The sequence below is a fragment of the Streptomyces sp. NPDC058375 genome, assembly GCF_042723425.1.
Taxonomy (GTDB): Bacteria; Actinomycetota; Actinomycetes; order Streptomycetales; family Streptomycetaceae; genus Streptomyces; species Streptomyces durocortorensis.
This window is the reverse complement of sequence record NZ_JBHXJG010000175.1, coordinates 1-15,459: the sequence shown is the minus strand read 5'-3', so window position 1 is coordinate 15,459 and position 15,459 is coordinate 1. Positions and strand designations below refer to the sequence as shown.

Sequence of the window (15,459 nt, the reverse complement as noted above, 5' to 3'; positions counted from 1 at the left end):
CCGCATGGCGGTGGCGACGGTGAGGACCTGCTCGCGCGGGACGTCCCGGACGAACTCGCGGACGTAGTCGTCGGCGGGCGAGCCCACGATCTCCTCGGGGGTGCCGAGCTGGACGATGCCGCCGTCGCGCATGAGCGCGATCCGGGTGCCCAGGCGCAGGGCCTCGCTGAGGTCGTGGGTGATGAAGACCATGGTGCGGCCCTCCTCGCGGTGGAGGCGGACCACCTCGTCCTGCATCTCGCGGCGGATCAGCGGGTCCAGTGCGCTGAACGGCTCGTCGAAGAGGAGGACGGACGGGTCGACGGCGAGCGCGCGGGCCAGGCCGACGCGCTGCTGCTGGCCGCCGGAGAGCTGGGACGGACGGCGGTCCTCCAGACCGGCCAGACCGACCTTCGCCACCAACTCGGTTGCCTTGGCACGGCGTTCGGTCTTGCTCAGGCCCTGGATCTCCAGGCCGTAGGCGACGTTGTCCAACACCGTGCGGTGCGGCAGGAGCCCGAAGTGCTGGAAGACCATCGCGGCGCGGTGGCGGCGCAGTTCGCGCAGCCGGGAGCGGTCCATCGCGAGGACGTCCTCGCCGTCGATGGCGAGGGTGCCGCTGGTCGGCTCGATCAGCCGGGTCAGACAGCGTACGAGGGTCGACTTGCCGGAGCCCGACAGGCCCATGACGACGAACACCTCGCCCTTGCGGACGTCGAAGGAGACGTCGCGTACGGCGGCGGTGCAGCCGGTGGCCTCGCGCAGTTCGGCGGGCGGGAGCGAGGCGTGCTCGCTGCCGGGGATCCGGTGGGCCTTGGGGCCGAAGACCTTCCAGAGGTTACGTACGGAGAACACCGGGTTGTCACCGGCTCCCGTGTTCCCGGCGGGCTCGGCGGCCTTGAGAGTCTCGGTTCCGGTCATCGGGCATCGCCTCCGGTGCTGGTGCTGGTTCCGGCGGCCGGCGCGGTGCCGCGCGCCTGGTCCGCGAGGAGTTCGGCGCACTTCTCGCCGACCATGAGGACCCCGATCATCGGGTTGACGGCGGGCATGGTCGGGAAGACGGACGCGTCGGCGATCCGGATGCCCTGAAGGCCACGGATGCGCAACTGCGGGTCCACGACGGCCTGCTGGTCGCCGTCCGCGCCCATCTTGCAGGTGCCCGCCGGGTGGTAGACGGTGTGCGCGACCTTGCGGGCGTACTCGCTGATGTCCTCGTCCGAGGTGACCTCGGGGCCGGGGCACACCTCGCGCCTCAGCCAGTGGGCCAGCGGCTCGGTGGCCGCGATCTCCCGGGCGAGCTTGATGCCGTCGACGAGGGTGCGGCCGTCGTGGTCGTCCTCGTCGGTGAAGTACCGGAAGTCCAGGGCCGGCTTCACCTCGGGGTCGGCGCTCGTGAGGTAGAGGCGGCCCCGGCTGCGCGGCTTGGGGATGTTCGGGGTCATCGACACCCCGTGCTCGGGCTTCTCGTAGCCGAGCCGCTCCGGGTTGTCGGTGAAGGGGATCTGGTAGAAGTGGAACATCAGGTCCGGGCCCCGGGATTCGGGGTCGCGGCGGACGAAGAGTCCCGCGTCGGAGTCCATCGCGGAGTTCTCCGGGATGGGCCCGTCGGTCTCCCAGACGATGACGGACTCGGGGTGGTCGAGCAGGTTCTCGCCGACGCCCGGAAGGTCGTGGCGGACGTCGATGCCGAGCGCTTCCAGGTCCTCGCGCGGGCCGATCCCGGAGTGCATCAGCAGCCGGGGCGTGTCCACCGCGCCCGCGCAGACGATGACCTCACGGGCGGCGCGCAGGAGGATCTCCTCGCCGTCCTTCGTACGGACGTGTACGCCGGTGGCGCGGGTGCCGTCGAGCTCCAGGCGGTACGCCCAGGTCTCCAGCAGGATGCGGAGGTTCGGGCGGTCGCCGGCCTCGATGTGCGGGTGGAGGTAGGCCACCGAGGCGGAGGAGCGCTTGTTGTTCTCGGGGTGGTAGGCGAGGTCGAAGAAGCCGACGCCCTCGTGGAACGGCTTGCTGTTGAAGCTGTCCACGCGCGGGACTCCGGCCGCCGCCTGGGCGGCGTCGACGAAGTCGCGGGCGATGGCGTTGCGGTCCTTCTCGTCGACCGGGACGATGTTGTTGCGCAGCTTGGCGAAGTACGGGTCCATCGCGGCCGCGCCCCAGCCCTCGGCGCCCGCCTCGGCCCACTCGTCCCAGTCACCGGGCAGCGGCTTGAAGCTGATGAGGGTGTTGTGCGAGGAGCAGCCGCCGAGGACCCGGGCGCGGCTGTGCCGGATGTGGGAGTTGCCGCGCGGCTGCTCGGTGGTGGGGTAGTCGTAGTCGAGGTCGCCGCCGAGGAGGCCGAGCCAGCGGCGCAGGGTCAGCACGTCGTCGCGGTCGATGTCGGTGGGCCCGCCCTCGATGACCGTGACGGTCACGTCCGGGTCCTCGGTGAGCCGGGAGGCGATGACCGATCCGGCGGTGCCGCCGCCGACGATCACGTAGTCGGCCACGGGCCCTTCGGGGTCGGGGACGGCGGTGCTGCGGGGGGTGGAAGGCATCGGTCACTGCTCCTTCTGCAAGGTTCGTGCGTGTACGTGGTGCTGCGAACAGCCGGGCGGGGCCCCGGGGTTGGCTCCCCCCGGGGCCCCAGCAGGCGTCAGCCGGCGAACCAGCGCTGGGGGCGCGGGTTGAGGTTCTGGTAGATGTGCTTGGACTCGCGGTACTCGGCGAGGCCGGTCGGGCCCAGCTCACGGCCCGTGCCGGACTTCCCGAAGCCGCCCCACTCGGCCTGCGGGAGGTAGGGGTGGTAGTCGTTGATCCAGACGGTGCCGTGGCGCAGCCGTCCGGCGACCCGGCGGGCCCGGCCGGCATCCGTCGTCCAGACCGCGCCCGCGAGACCGTAGTCGGTGTCGTTGGCCAGGGTGATGGCCTCTTCCTCGGTACGGAAGGTCTCGACGGTGAGAATCGGGCCGAAGGTCTCCTCGCGGACCACCTTCATCTCGCGGTGGCAGCCGTCGAGGACGGTCGGCCGGTAGAAGTAGCCGCCCTCGGGCCGTACGTCGTTCGACTCCGGGCGCTCGCCGCCGGCCCGGACGATGGCGCCCTCCTCGCGGGCGGAGGCGACGTACGCCTCGACCTTGGCGAGCTGCTGGGCGGAGACGAGGGGGCCGCACTCGACGCCGTCGAGGGTGCCCCGGCCGAGGCGGATGGCGTCGGCGCGGCGGGCCAGTTCGGTGACGAACCGCTCGCTGATCGAGTCCTGGACGATCAGGCGGGCACCGGCGGAGCAGACCTGGCCGCTGTGGAAGAACGCGGCGTTCAGGGCCTGGTCGACGGCGGTGTCGAAGCCCTCGTCGGTGGCGCAGGCGTCGGCGAAGACCACGTTGGGGTTCTTGCCGCCGAGCTCCAGGGCGACCTTCTTCACGGTCGGGGCGGCCGCCTGGGCCACCTTCGTACCGCTGGCGAGGCCGCCGGTGAAGGAGACCAGGTCGACGTCCGGATGCTCGGAGAACCGGGCGCCCACCGGGTCGCCCGCGCCGGTGACGAGGTTGGCGGCCCCGGCGGGGAGCCCGGCCTCGGCGAGCAGCTTGATCAGGTGGACGGTGGAGAGCGGGGTGACCTCGCTGGGCTTGAGCACGAAGGTGTTGCCGGCGGCGAGGGCCGGGGCGATCTTCCAGCTGGCCTGGAGGAGGGGGTAGTTCCAGGGGGCGATCAGGGCGCAGACGCCGACTGGCTCGTGGACGACGATGCTGTGGACGTCGGGGTCGCCCGCGTCGACGACCCGGCCGCCGCTCTCGTTCATCACGAGGTCGGCGAAGTAGCGGAAGGCGTTCGTCACGTCGTCGACGTCGACCCTGCCCTCCTCCAGGGTCTTGCCGGTGTCGCGGCTCTCGGTGATCGCGATCTCCTCGCGGTCCCGCTGGAGCAGCTCGGCGACCCGGCGCAGCAGCCCGGCCCGCTCGGCGACGGGCTTGTGCGGCCAGGGGCCGTCGTCGAAGGCGCGGCGCGCCGCCGCGATCGCCGCGTCGGCGTCCTCGGCCCCGCCCTCCGCGACGACGGCCAGGACCGTGGCGTCGGCGGGGTCCAGGACCTCGCGCGTCGCGCCTGATCCGGCGGCCCGCCAGGTGCCGTCGATGTGGATGGTATTGAGCGCCGACATGTCGTTTTTCGCCTTCCGTGCCTGAAATGCCCCCTCCGGTTCGGCCGGGGCGTACGCATGGCGGGCCGACGTATGGCGCACCAGCGGCCTGGACCCCTCCCCCATCCCGCAGAATGTATGCCGAGAATTTCACGCAGAGTGATGCGCCTCACGCGCGGCGGGCCCGGCGGGGTGCTCCCGGGGCCCGAGAAGGGCGGCCCGGTGCTGGTCAGGCGGGTGACGACGAGGGCCACCACCCGTGCCGGGTCGACGGCGCCCGCGCTCACGGCAGCCGCGGGGACAACATCGGCGGTCACGGCAGCCGCTCCGCGATGGCGCGGTGGACGGCGCTCCAGTAAGCGCTGTGGGCGGCGGGGAACGGCTGCCGGTTGTCCCTCGCGATGTCCTCGGCCCGGCCCGGGAACACCGGTGCGGCGGCGAACCGAGCAGATCGCGGCGGTCGTTGATGTTCAGCCGGCCGGGTACGTGGGCGGGCAGGGGCTCCGGGTGGTCGAGGTGGGGCAGAACTCCCGGTCCCGTTCGGGCACCAGGCCGAGGGGGCCCGCCGACCGGAGCACCACGTCCAGGGCGCGGTCGGGGTCGGCGGCGTACACCGTGCTGAACCAGGCCATGTTGGCCTCGACGACCGCCCACGCGGGGGCGCGGCCGGGCCGGCGCAGCCGTCCGACGTCCACGACAACGGCTCCGGGCAGGGTGTCCCCGCACTCCTCGGCGAGCCGGTGGGCGAAGGCTCGCACGGCGGCCTCCTGGGGATGGCCCGCCAGGGGGGCGGCGTCGAGGTGCCCGTACACGGCGTACTGCGACCCGGTGCGGATCTCGCCGTCCAGCAGGAAGAGCCTGAACTCGTCCTCCCAGGTGACGACTTCGCTGACCTGGACGAGTGGGTCGCCGGAGCCGGGCGGGGGCGGCGGGAGGCAGGAGCCGTCCGGGTGGACCGCGGCGGGGAAGCTCTTGTCGGTGGGCGGTTTGACGAAGAGCGGGCCGGTGCGGCGGCGGGCCTCGGAGAGGGGCACCCGGCGGACGTCGCGGCCGGTGAAGGCGGGCGGCAGGGCGTCCAGCCATCCGTCGTGCGGCTCCAGGAGCGCCACGCCGAGCGGGCCGGCGACCCGGGCGGCGAAGCGCGGGCCCCCGTAGTAGTGCCCGGCATCCCTCTCCCGGTACCGCTCGGGCACCCTGTCGGCGGGCAGGACCGTCACCTCCATGCCGCGGCGGCGGGCCGCGTCGGCCAGGAGGGAGGCCGTGCCCGAGCGGTGCGGCGCGAGCGCCAGGAACCCCGGTCCGGATGTCATGCCGCCCTCTCCTCCCCCGCCCCGCCGGTCGCCCCGTCAGCCCAGGAGGACGGGGAAGGCGGCCATGTCGTTCTGCGTCATCACCGGAAGCTTGGTGATCTCCTCGTCCGGGACGGCGAGGCGCAGGCCGGGGAAGCGCGCGAACAGGGCGGGCAGCGCGATGCCCGCCTCGACGCGCGACAGGGCCGCACCGGGGCAGATGTGCGGGCCGTGGCCGAAGGTCATGTGGCGGCCCCGCGTGGGCCGGGTGATGTCGAAGGCGTCGGCGTCGGGGCCGTGCTGCTCGATGTCGCGTCCGATGGCACGGTAGGAGATGACGACTCCCTCGCCCTTGCGGATCACGTCGTCGCCGAGGGCTATGTCCTCGGTGGCGAACCGCATCAGCAGGTGGGTGGTGGGCGTGTCCCAGCGCAGCGTCTCCTCGACCACCGCGTCCCAGCCGATCTCTCCGGCGAGCACCGCGCGGAGCTGGTCGGGGTGGGAGAGGAGGGCGCGTACGGCGTTGAGGACGAGTCCGATGGTGGTCTCGTGCCCGGCGGCGACCATGGCCTTGAGGTTGCCCACCACCTCTTCCTCGGTGAGCGGTTCGCCGCCCTCCTCGGCCAGGATCAGCGCGCTGGTGAGGTCGTCGGTGGGGCGGGCGGTCCTCTCCCGTACGAGGTCGGTGTAGAAGACGTCCAACTCGGCGAGCAGCGCCAGGCGTTCGTCCTGCGGGGTGAGCATGGAGAAGAACGCCTTGTACTGCCGGGTGAGCATGGCGTGCTGGGACTCGTCGACGCCCATGAGCATGCCGACGACCTTCATCGGCAGCGGCTGGGCGAAGACCGCCTTGAGGTCGACGACCCCGTCCTCGCCCTGTGCGGCGTCGAGGGCGTCCAGCAGCTCGTCGGTGAACTTCTCGATGTCCGGGCGGATCGCCTCCAGCCGGCGGGGGGTGAGCGCCTGGGAGGTCTTGGTGCGCAGCCGGCGGTGTTCGGAGCCGTCGACGGTGAACATGGAACGTCCGGCGTCGATCATGCCGATCAGCGGCCATGCACGTGTCACCACGCCGCTCTGCCACAGGCCCCAGGCATCGATGTCCTTCACCAGCCTCGGGTCGACGAGGAGTTGGCGCGCCTCGGCATGCCGGGTCACCGCCCAGGCCGGGACGCCGAGCAGGTCGATCCGGGCGAGGACCCCGGCGTCGCGCAGCCGTGCGGTCTCGCCGTCCAGGTCCTGGACCATGGGGTCGATGGTGATGACCCCGGTGTTCCGGCCGGCTGGTGCGGCTTCGGCGTGCGGGCAGTTCACAACGCGTCTCCTGTCGTGCGTACGGGGGTGAAGCGGACGGGCAGCGCGGTCGTCCCGCGCAGGAAGGCGGACGGCCGGCGGACCAGTTCGGTGGCGGGGACGGCCAGTTCGAGGTCGGGCAGCCGGTCCAGCAGCACCTCGATGCCGGTACGGGCGATGATCTCGGCGATCTCCTGGGCGGGGAAGGGGCAGCGGTACTCGCCGTGGCTGAACGCGAGGTGCGCGCTGTTGCCGCCCTGCCCGGAGCGGACGGCGGAAGCGGTGACCTGCTGCCGGATGTGGGGGTCGGCGTTGGCGGCGCCGAGGCCGAGGAGCAGCAGGTCGCCGCGGGCGATGTCCCGGCCGCCGAGCCGGGTGTCCCGCACGGCCCAGCGGCCGGCCAGGATCTGAGTGGGGCCGTCCTCCCAGAGCACCTCGTTCATGGCCTCGGCGACACTGTGCCGACCGCCGGACAGCGCGTCGGCGAACTGGTCCTCGGTGAGCATCAGCCGGGTGGAGTTGCTGATCCAGTCGGCGGTGGTCAGGTGCCCGGCGGCTGTGACGGCCATCAGGTCGAGCGCGTACTCCTCGTCGGTGAACGGCTCGGGATGGGCCAGCATCCGCGAGGTCACGTCGTCGCCGGGCCGGGCCCGCTTGTCGGCGACGAGCTTCTGCATGTGCTCGCCGAAGCGCAGGTGCGCCTTCTGGGCGTCGGGCCCGCCGTCGGCGAGGTCCTTCAGCACCCGCGCGATGTCGGCGCCCTCGTCGTCGGGAAAGCCGACGAGCCGGGCGAGCACGAGGACGGGCAGCGGCTCGGCGTACTCGGCGACGAGGTCGGCGGTTCCCCGGCTGCACACGGCGTCGATGAGCCGGTCGGCCAACTGCTCGCAGTGCTGCCGGGTTTCGAAGGGGTCGGCCCCTTCGAGGGCGGGGACGACCATGTCGACGTGGCGGCGGTGCTCGGCCCCGGCGGTGAAGTAGATGGACGGCATCGGGGTTCCCACCATGGGCAGCAGCGGCCAGTCGGCGGGGATGTTCTCCCACTGGTTCCACAGGGAGACGTCCCGGGGGTACAACTCCCCGTCGCTGGTGACCTGGTGGAGTTCCCGGTAGCCGATCACCAGCCAGGCTGGAACGCCGCCGGGCAGCTCGACCGGGACGACGGGCCCGTGATCGCGCCGCATGGACCGGTAGAGCTCCTGCGGTTCGGCCCAGAAGCCGGGCCCGCCGAGCGCGACGGCACCCGTACCGGCGCCCAGGGGGCAGCCTCCACCGGCGCCGGTCGTGGACGCGGGCGTGGCGGACGAGGGGTTCGTCATCGTACGGACTCCAGTGGCGGCGACTTCGCGCGTTGCGACCATACGATCAACGCGGCACCACTATAAGGAGGTTCCGTGAACCCTTGGGCGCTGTCCGCGCTCATTTTGGCCCGAACTCCGACCGAAGCAGACCCACTTGGGGCTGTATTCCCTACGACGCCCGCGTATCTATGATCACAAGATCGACGCCGGCGGGGTGAAGGCCACCTGGACGCTCCACTCCCCCGTGCGCAGCGTCAGTCCGTCCGTCAGGTCCTTCGACCGTTCCAGGCCGGTCAGCCACAGATTGACGGCAGAACCCAGGAGTACCGGGTCGAGCGAGGGCCGCCGGGCGCCCCAGGCGCGTTCGGCGCGGGCCTCCAACTGCCGTCCGCCGCGCAGCCGTACGAGGCAGCGGGTCTCGTCCAGGCGGGCGACCAGGACGTTCAGGTTCTCGTGGCGGAGGGCCGCGTCCGCGATCCAGTCGAGCGCGGCCACCTCCGCGTCCGCGACCGTACGGGCCAGCACCTCCGCGGCGTGCGGCCAGTGGGGGTGGTTCTCCTCGGTGGTGACGGCGTAGAAGCCGCGGGCCTCGGTGTGGTGCCCCGCGACGAGAGGCCGCCGCTGGACTTCGACGGCGCCCCACGCGTCGTGGGTGCCCGTCACGTCGTACGCCGTGACCGCCGCCCGGTGCACCGGTTCGGGCGCCGGTACGGGAACGGGCCGCGGCGCCTCCCCCGGTACCCGGACCCCGCGCCCGGCGAGGAACCCGTACATCCGGGCCCGCGTCAGCTCACCGGAGGTGTCGACCGAGGCGAGCTGCGCGTCGACCACGGGCCTCAGCGTCGTCGGGTCGTGCCTCCCCGCCGCGTCCAGCAGCTGCGCGTGGACGTCCCCCTCGGGGTCCAGCCGCGGCGCGCCCCGGCCGAACGCGGCGGCGGGCGAGAGGGGATCCAGTTCGTCCAGGCCGGTGGCCGCGAGCAGCGTGACGCGGTCCGCGGCGGCCGAGTAGAACGACGTGCTGCCGTGGTCGCCGACCACCCAGTCGCTGGCCACCACCGCGGCGCGCCAGCCCTCCTGCGGCGGAATGATCATGAGCCCGGCGTCCATCGCGGCCCCGAGCCGCTCCAACACCCCGGCGCGGCTGTGCCGGGCCCACACGTTGGGGTGGAAGACGGCCGCGACGGCGAACTCGTCGGCCGGGAGCGAGGTGACCAGCCGCAGCGGCAGCTCCGGGTGGCGCCCGAGCAGCGAGTGCTCGCTCCAGGTGGAGTGGATGACGACCAGCCGCCGCCCGTCGACCGCGCCGAGCCGCGCCCGGTAGCGGTCCCGGTGGGACATGCTCGCGGTGATGCGCTGGAAGCACCAGTCGCCGACCGGCACGGCGTACGGCGCGGCCTCGGGGCAGGTCTCGGTGAGCCGGTCGATCTGACCCTGGTGGGAGACGCCGATCGCCTTCGGGACGACCTTGCCCCGCCACATCAGCTCCCGCCGCGACAGCCCGGCGGGGGCGAGCGCGTCGCCGGTCGACTCGGTGACGAGGCGGTTGTACCCGGCGCCGTGCGGCAGCACCATCAGCGGGGCGTCGAGCCGGCGCATCGTCGGATGCACCGAACAGCTCACGGCCAGGTCGAAGGAGCGCCGCGTCGCCTCCTCCCAGCTCAGCACCTGGATGCCGAGGCCCGACAGATAGGAGTCGAGGCCGTCGGCGAACGCCGATCCCGGATTGACCGTGTAGAACTTCTCGATGCCGTCCTCGCTCCGCAGCAGATGCATCACGTCCACCACGCGGGTGGCGGACGTGAGCGTCCGGGCCACTCCGAGCACCTCGGCCCTCGGCGGATCCCAGGTGTTCCAGCGGGACGGGGCCGACCGGCCGGCCCGACGGAACCAGCTGGAGGGGCGGCTCAGCAGTGATGACACCGAGGACAACATGGCTCCGGAAAGGGGAGGGAACGAAGAGGAAGGAACAAGGAGAGAAGGAAAGGAGAGGAGGAGGCCGGGGGCCCGGCGTCAGCCCGTGCGGTCCGGTGGCTTCAGCCCCACCGCCTGCCGCAACGCCCGCAGCTTCTCCTCGTACGCGGCCCGCAGAGGTTCTTCCTCGGCCCGCCCGGCCAGGGAGGCGAGCAGCGCGAGTGCCTGGTCGAACTTGGCCAGCTGCCCCAGCCCCGCCGCGCCGTCGGCCGCCGCGACGGCCGCCGCCGCCGCCCGGTCCAGCTCGCCGAGTCCGCCGAGGGCCCGGGCGCGTACCAGCTCTATCCGCGGCAGCATGGGAGCGTCGCCGGTGGCCCGGGCGACGTCGGCCGCCGCGTCCAGTACGTCGAGGGCGGCGGTCCACCGCCCGCCGGCCACCAGCGCCTGCCCGACGTTGTAGCTCTGCACGACGACGCCGTGCGGGTCCGGCACCGCGCGGTTGGCCTCCAGCGCCCGCTCGAACAACTCCCGGGCTACATCGGGCTCTTCACGAGCCAGGGCGATCAGCCCGCGGGTCTCCCACACCACGCCGCTCAGCCGCGGGTCGGCGGCCAGGCCCAGCAGGTCGGTGGCCGCGGCGAGCTCGGCGTCCGCGTGGTCGAGGTCGCCCCCTTCGTACGCGGCCCGAGCCACCTGGTTCCGCATCCGGATCTCCACGTCGGGGCGGGCCTCGTGCTGGGCCGCCTCGATGCCGAGCCGCCCGGTAGCGACGCAGTCGGCGAGGTGTTTACGGCTGTGGTAGAGCGCCCACAGCGACTCGTACAGCCGCCAGACGTCCTCGTACCACTCGTGTTCCGCCGCGGTGCGGATCACGTGCTCAAGGTTGACGCGTTCCGCGTCCAGCCAGTCCAGCGCCTCGGACCGGCTCGCGAACAGCGGTTGCTTCGCGGAGAGTCCGGCGAGCGTCCGACTCGGCGGCGGTTGGATCCTGAAGCGGTCGCCGAGCACCAGGGCGTCGGCGTGCGCCGCCGCGTCCCGGTAGAAGTCCACCGCGAGCCGCAGCACGGACCGCCGCCCGTCCTCGGGCAACGCCCGTGCGCGCAGCCGGGCATGGGACCGCGCCACGTCGTGCAGCCGGCAGCGCCGGGGCCGGTCCGGCGACTCCACCAGGACCGCGAGCCGGGACGAGACGAGCTCGCCGAGCGCCTCGTCGACCCGGACGGCGCCCGTGGCCCGCAGGAGATCCGTGGTCGCTGTCGTGCCGGGCAGGATCCCGAGCAGGTCGTAGAGGTGCCGGGTGGGCTCGGACACCTCGGCGACCACCGAGTCCAGCACCGTGTCGACCGCCTCGCCGACGCCACCCCCGCCCTCCTGAGGTCCCTCGCTCGCACCCATGGCCGCTGCCCTCGCCTCCTGTACGCCGTCGCCGCCCGTTCCGTACCGTCCGGCCGCCGTCAGATCTCGCACCACGTCTTCGAGGGTCAGATGCGGTCGCGCCGCCAGCCACTCCACCGCGGCCCGCAGCGCCAAGGGGTGCCCCGCGCACAGCCGTACGACGTCCGCGGCGGTCTCCTCGTCGGCGTCCGCGTGCCAGCGGCGTACGAGCTCCGTCCCCGCCGCCTCGTCGAGCGGATCGACGCCGATCAGCACGGCCCCGTCCATCAGCAGCGACGGCAGGGCCCGGCGGCCGGTCACCACCAGCAGCCCCTTCGGCGGCACGAGCGCCCGGGCCTCCGGGGCGTGCTGGGCGTTGTCCACCATCACCAGCAGCCGCTTCCCGGCGGCGACGCTGCGGAAGAGGGCCGTGCATTCGGCGAGCCCGGCGGGCACATAGTCCTTGCTGACCCCGAGGGCGCGCAGGAACCGGCCGAGGACCGCCGCGAGATCGACGACACCGTCCCGCCGTAGATCCTCCAGGTCGACGTAGAGCTGCCCCTGCGGGAAGAGTTCCTTGAGCTCCCGTCGTACGCTCTGGGCCACGAGGGCCGTCTTGCCGACCCCGCCGACGCCGACCACGAGCAGGACCCCGGGCTCCGGTTCGTCGGCCAGGGCCACGGCGGCGTCCCGCAGACCGGCGAGTTCCTTCGTCCGGTTGACGAACACCCGGCTGGGCGGGGGCCCTTGGCTCGGCGGGACGTCGGGGGCCCTGTCCGGCATCCGCAGGCCCTCGATGTGCTGCGCCATCAGGACGGGCCCGACGATGACGGCGTCCCCCGACACCGTGTTGTACGCCGTGTGGTGCGCCGTTCCGCCGCCGTCGGTACCGAGGCTGTTCAACCCGTCTCCTTCCGCCGGTGCGGCCACCCTCGCGCAGGTGAACGCGCCGGTTCCCTTCCCGGCTTCCGTGTTCCGGAACCCGCCCCGGCCTCGCACTGTAGTCCGGCCGCTCTACGATCGGGGGCGTGTGCGCAGACGTCATGGTTGCCGAGGACGACGAGAAGCAGGCCGAGCTCGTACGCCGCTATCTGGAACGGGAGGGACACGTCGTACGGGTCGTGGGCGACGGCCTCGCCGTGCTCGACGCCGTACGGCACCGGGAACCCGACCTGCTCGTCCTCGATGTGATGATGCCCCGGGCCGACGGCCTGGACGTAGTGCGGGTGTTGCGGGCCGAGAACCGCGAACTACCGGTGCTGATGCTGACGGCCCGCTCGACCGAGGACGATCTCCTGCTCGGTCTCGACCTCGGCGCCGACGACTACATGACCAAGCCCTACAGCCCGCGCGAGCTGATGGCCCGGGTCCGCACCCTGCTGCGGCGCACCCGGCGGCCCGCCGCCCCGGAGCCGGTGGCCGAGGACCCGGTCCTGTGCGTCGGCGCCCTCGTGGTCGACCCGGAGCGGCACGAGGTGTCGGTGGGCGGCGGGACGGTGGAGTGCACCCCGGGCGAGTTCCGGATCCTGGCGGCCCTGGCGGCGGGTCCGGACCGGGTGTTCAGCCGGCAGCGGCTCCTGGAGGAACTCCACGGGTTCGACCGCTACATCAGCGCCCGGACCGTCGACGTGCACGTGATGAACCTGCGCAAGAAGATCGAGCGGGCCCCGCGACGGCCGGAACGGCTGCTCACCGTCTTCGGCGTCGGCTACAAACTCACCGACCCGGCGAAGGCCGCGGCCCGGCGTGCGTAGGGCACGCGGGCAGGGGGCTCGGCGGGAGGGGCAAGACGGGGCGCGGCTGCCACTGCGGCGGCCGGATCGGGCGCGGTTGCCACTGCGCCGGCCGGATCGAGCACGGCTGCCACTGCGGCGGCAGGACCGGGCGCGGCTGCCGTTGCGCCGGAGTCTGCTGGGGCGGCTGCTCGCCGTCTCGGCGCTGGTGGCCGCGTGTTCGGTGGCGGCCACGGCCTGGATCGCCGTGCAGACCACCTCGGGCGCGATCAAGCAGGAGCAGGGGCAGAACCTCACCGCGGACGCCCGGATCTACGACACCCTGCTGGAGTACGCCGCCCGCAACCCGACCTGGGACGGGGTCGGTGCGACGGTACGGGAGCTGGCGCGGGAGTCGGGCCGCCGGGTCGCCCTGACCACGCAGGGCCGGCAGCCGCTCGCGGACTCCGCCACCGGGGAGAGCGCCCCGCCGCTCCCGCCGCAGGCGTCGGCCGTGGTCGACCCCTTGTCCGTGGACACCGTCCTGGCGGCGCGCGGCGCGGACGGGCAGGGCACGGCGGCCGACCGGATCGATCCCCGGGCGGTGGGGCCGTTCCGGTTGTCGGCGGCCGACAGCCGGGCGCTGCGGCGGACAGCCGACGACAAGGTGGAGTGCCTGAACCGGGCGGGGATCGCCTCGGACGTGGTGGTCGGCGCGAGCGGCCGCCCCCGGGTGCAGGTCGTGGGCAATGATCCCGAACGCGCGCTGGGCACGCGCTGCGATCTCGCGGCCCTGGACACGCCCACCCGTTCGGAACAGAAGGCGCTCGACGCGCTCACCAGATTGTCCGACGCCTGCCTGGAGCGGCAGGGCCGCGAGGGCGTACGGCTGAACAACGACCTGTCCTGGGGCGACCCGGGCCCGGTGGCCGTGCCGGGCGAGCCGGGGCCGCTCGCCCCGCGTCCCGTACCGGCGCCGAGCGACGCCCCCGCGGAAGAGGCCGCACCGTCGGTCGAGACGCCGGAGCGGACCGGGGAGAACGACCGGGCCATCGCGTCCTGTGTGGGAACGGCCCGGAGCGAACAGCTCAGTTCGTACGTGGCCTCTCCCGCCCTCCTCTTCATCGGCGACGAGGGCGGCGCGACGCTGCCCGGCTTCGACCTCTCCCCCGCGAACACCGCCAAGATCGCCGGTGCCGCGGCGCTGGTCCTTGCCCTCACGGTGGGCGCGTCGGTGTTCGCGGGAGCCCGGCTGGTGCGCCCGCTGCACGCGCTGACCGGTGCCGCGCAGCGGATGCGGGACGGGAAGGAGCCGGCGTCGGTGCCCGTTCTGGGGGACGACGAGGTGGGGCGGCTGGCCGCGGCGTTCAACGACATGTCCGCGCACCGGGCGCGGCTGGAGGAGCAGCGCAAGGCGATGGTGAGCGATGTCGCCCATGAGCTGCGCACCCCGCTGAGCAACATCCGGGGCTGGCTGGAGGCCGCCCAGGACGGACTGGCCGACCCCGACCCGGCGTTCGTCGCCTCGCTGCTGGAGGAGGCGGTGCTGCTCCAGCACATCATCGACGACCTCCAGGACCTGGCGGCGGCCGACGCCGGGGTGCTGCGACTGCACCCGGAACCCGTCGAGGTCCGGGAGCTGCTGAGCCAGGTCGCCGCCGCCCACCAGGCGCGGGCGGAGAACGCGGGGGTCACGCTCACGGTGGCGGCGACGACCACCGCCCCGGATCCGTCGGCCCTGTCCGCGGACCCGGTACGGCTCCGGCAGGCGGTAGGCAACCTGGTGTCCAACGCCGTACGGCACACGCCGGAGGGCGGACGGGTGACGCTGCGCGCGTACGCCTCAGAGCCAGACGCCTCCGGGCGGAGCGGCGGGACGGTGGTGATCGAGGTGACGGACACCGGATCCGGTATCCCCGCAGACGACCTCCCCCATGTCTTCGACCGGTTCTGGCGTGCCGAGAAGTCCCGCAGCCGTCGCACGGGCGGGAGCGGCCTCGGCCTGGCCATCGTCCGCAAACTGATCGAGGCGCACGGCGGCACGGTGGAGGCGACGAGTACCGAGGGCGAGGGGTCGACGTTCGCCCTCCGGTTGCCCGGGGCAAGGCCGCCGTCCGGCCCCTGATGGGATGACCACAGCGTTCTGACAGCTTCTTCATATCTCCACGCCAGCCTGGCGGCATGCCCCGTCCCCGGTGCGAACCGGCATCCGGGAACGTCACGGGGCCGAGTATGGAATGGAGCCATCCGTATGACCGCTTTCACCTCTCGCCTCACCCTGCGTGCCGCCGTTCTCGCCGCTGTCGCGGCCGGCGCGGTGCTGGTCCCGTCCACCGCGGCCTTCGCCAACGCCTCCCCGAAGCCGTCGGCGCCCGTCGAGGCCACACCGGCCCCGGAGCGGAGCGAGGCCGCCGCGGAGGCCCCGTCCGAAGCCCCGAAGGACGCCGCCCCGGCGGCGACCCCGCGCGGCGGTGTGGCTGCGGGCG

The 15,459-nt window shown here is 73.2% G+C and carries 10 protein-coding genes and 1 pseudogene; 3 read left to right on the top strand and 8 right to left on the bottom strand.

Going from position 1 to position 15,459, the window contains the following annotated elements:
• The 8 genes from ACFWM7_RS24625 to ACFWM7_RS24590 form a co-directional block, all read right to left on the bottom strand.
• Positions 1-900 (bottom strand): glycine betaine/L-proline ABC transporter ATP-binding protein (locus tag ACFWM7_RS24625; protein WP_383263997.1); only part of this gene is annotated, 900 nt, incomplete at its 3' end.
• Positions 897-2,516 (bottom strand): GMC family oxidoreductase, encoded by a 1,620-nt coding sequence (locus ACFWM7_RS24620; protein ID WP_383263994.1) that lies wholly within the window; start codon positions 2,514-2,516, stop codon positions 897-899. The genes ACFWM7_RS24620 and ACFWM7_RS24625, both read right to left, overlap by 4 nt.
• Before the next feature lie 98 nt (positions 2,517-2,614).
• On the bottom strand, positions 2,615-4,117 hold the full coding sequence (locus ACFWM7_RS24615) for an aldehyde dehydrogenase family protein (RefSeq protein WP_383263991.1): 1,503 nt from the start codon (positions 4,115-4,117) through the stop codon (positions 2,615-2,617).
• 449 nt (positions 4,118-4,566) lie between these two features.
• Complete coding sequence (locus tag ACFWM7_RS24610; protein ID WP_383263989.1) at positions 4,567-5,406, bottom strand: ATP-grasp domain-containing protein; 840 nt, start codon at positions 5,404-5,406, stop codon at positions 4,567-4,569.
• Between the two features lie 36 nt (positions 5,407-5,442).
• The gene (locus tag ACFWM7_RS24605) at positions 5,443-6,696 is read right to left on the bottom strand and encodes a cytochrome P450 (RefSeq protein WP_383263986.1); all 1,254 of its coding nucleotides are present in this window, start codon (positions 6,694-6,696) and stop codon (positions 5,443-5,445) included.
• Complete coding sequence (locus ACFWM7_RS24600; protein ID WP_383263983.1) at positions 6,693-7,994, bottom strand: cytochrome P450; 1,302 nt, start codon at positions 7,992-7,994, stop codon at positions 6,693-6,695. Before ACFWM7_RS24600 ends, ACFWM7_RS24605 begins: the two co-directional genes overlap by 4 nt.
• A gap of 174 nt (positions 7,995-8,168) precedes the next feature.
• Positions 8,169-9,908 carry a hypothetical protein gene (locus tag ACFWM7_RS24595; RefSeq protein ID WP_383263981.1) on the bottom strand — a complete coding sequence of 580 codons (1,740 nt, stop codon included), beginning with the start codon at positions 9,906-9,908 and terminating at the stop codon, positions 8,169-8,171.
• A gap of 78 nt (positions 9,909-9,986) precedes the next feature.
• The gene (locus ACFWM7_RS24590) at positions 9,987-12,164 is read right to left on the bottom strand and encodes an AAA family ATPase (protein ID WP_383263978.1); all 2,178 of its coding nucleotides are present in this window, start codon (positions 12,162-12,164) and stop codon (positions 9,987-9,989) included.
• 140 nt (positions 12,165-12,304) lie between these two features.
• Between ACFWM7_RS24590 and ACFWM7_RS24585 the strand changes: the two genes are divergently transcribed.
• The 3 genes and pseudogenes from ACFWM7_RS24585 to ACFWM7_RS24575 all read left to right on the top strand — a co-directional run.
• A complete protein-coding gene (locus ACFWM7_RS24585; RefSeq protein ID WP_383264003.1) occupies positions 12,305-13,015 on the top strand; it encodes a response regulator transcription factor in 711 nt (236 codons plus the stop codon).
• 82 nt (positions 13,016-13,097) lie between these two features.
• Positions 13,098-15,098, top strand: coding sequence for a sensor histidine kinase (locus ACFWM7_RS24580; RefSeq protein WP_383264000.1), 2,001 nt, complete (start codon positions 13,098-13,100; stop codon positions 15,096-15,098).
• A 126-nt stretch (positions 15,099-15,224) separates the two neighbouring features.
• Positions 15,225-15,459 (top strand): annotated as a pseudogene (locus tag ACFWM7_RS24575) (hypothetical protein); the annotation flags it as partial.

Bases quoted from the DNA above. Each gene is read 5' to 3' on its own strand.
- ACFWM7_RS24620 (WP_383263994.1), bottom strand. From the start codon at position 2,516: ATGCCTTCCACCCCCCGCAGCACCGCCGTCCCCGACCCCGAAGGGCCC.
- ACFWM7_RS24615 (WP_383263991.1), bottom strand. From the start codon at position 4,117: ATGTCGGCGCTCAATACCATCCACATCGACGGCACCTGGCGGGCCGCC.
- ACFWM7_RS24610 (WP_383263989.1), bottom strand. From the start codon at position 5,406: ATGACATCCGGACCGGGGTTCCTGGCGCTCGCGCCGCACCGCTCGGGC.
- ACFWM7_RS24600 (WP_383263983.1), bottom strand. From the start codon at position 7,994: ATGACGAACCCCTCGTCCGCCACGCCCGCGTCCACGACCGGCGCCGGT.
- ACFWM7_RS24595 (WP_383263981.1), bottom strand. From the start codon at position 9,908: ATGTTGTCCTCGGTGTCATCACTGCTGAGCCGCCCCTCCAGCTGGTTC.
- ACFWM7_RS24585 (WP_383264003.1), top strand. From the start codon at position 12,305: ATGGTTGCCGAGGACGACGAGAAGCAGGCCGAGCTCGTACGCCGCTAT.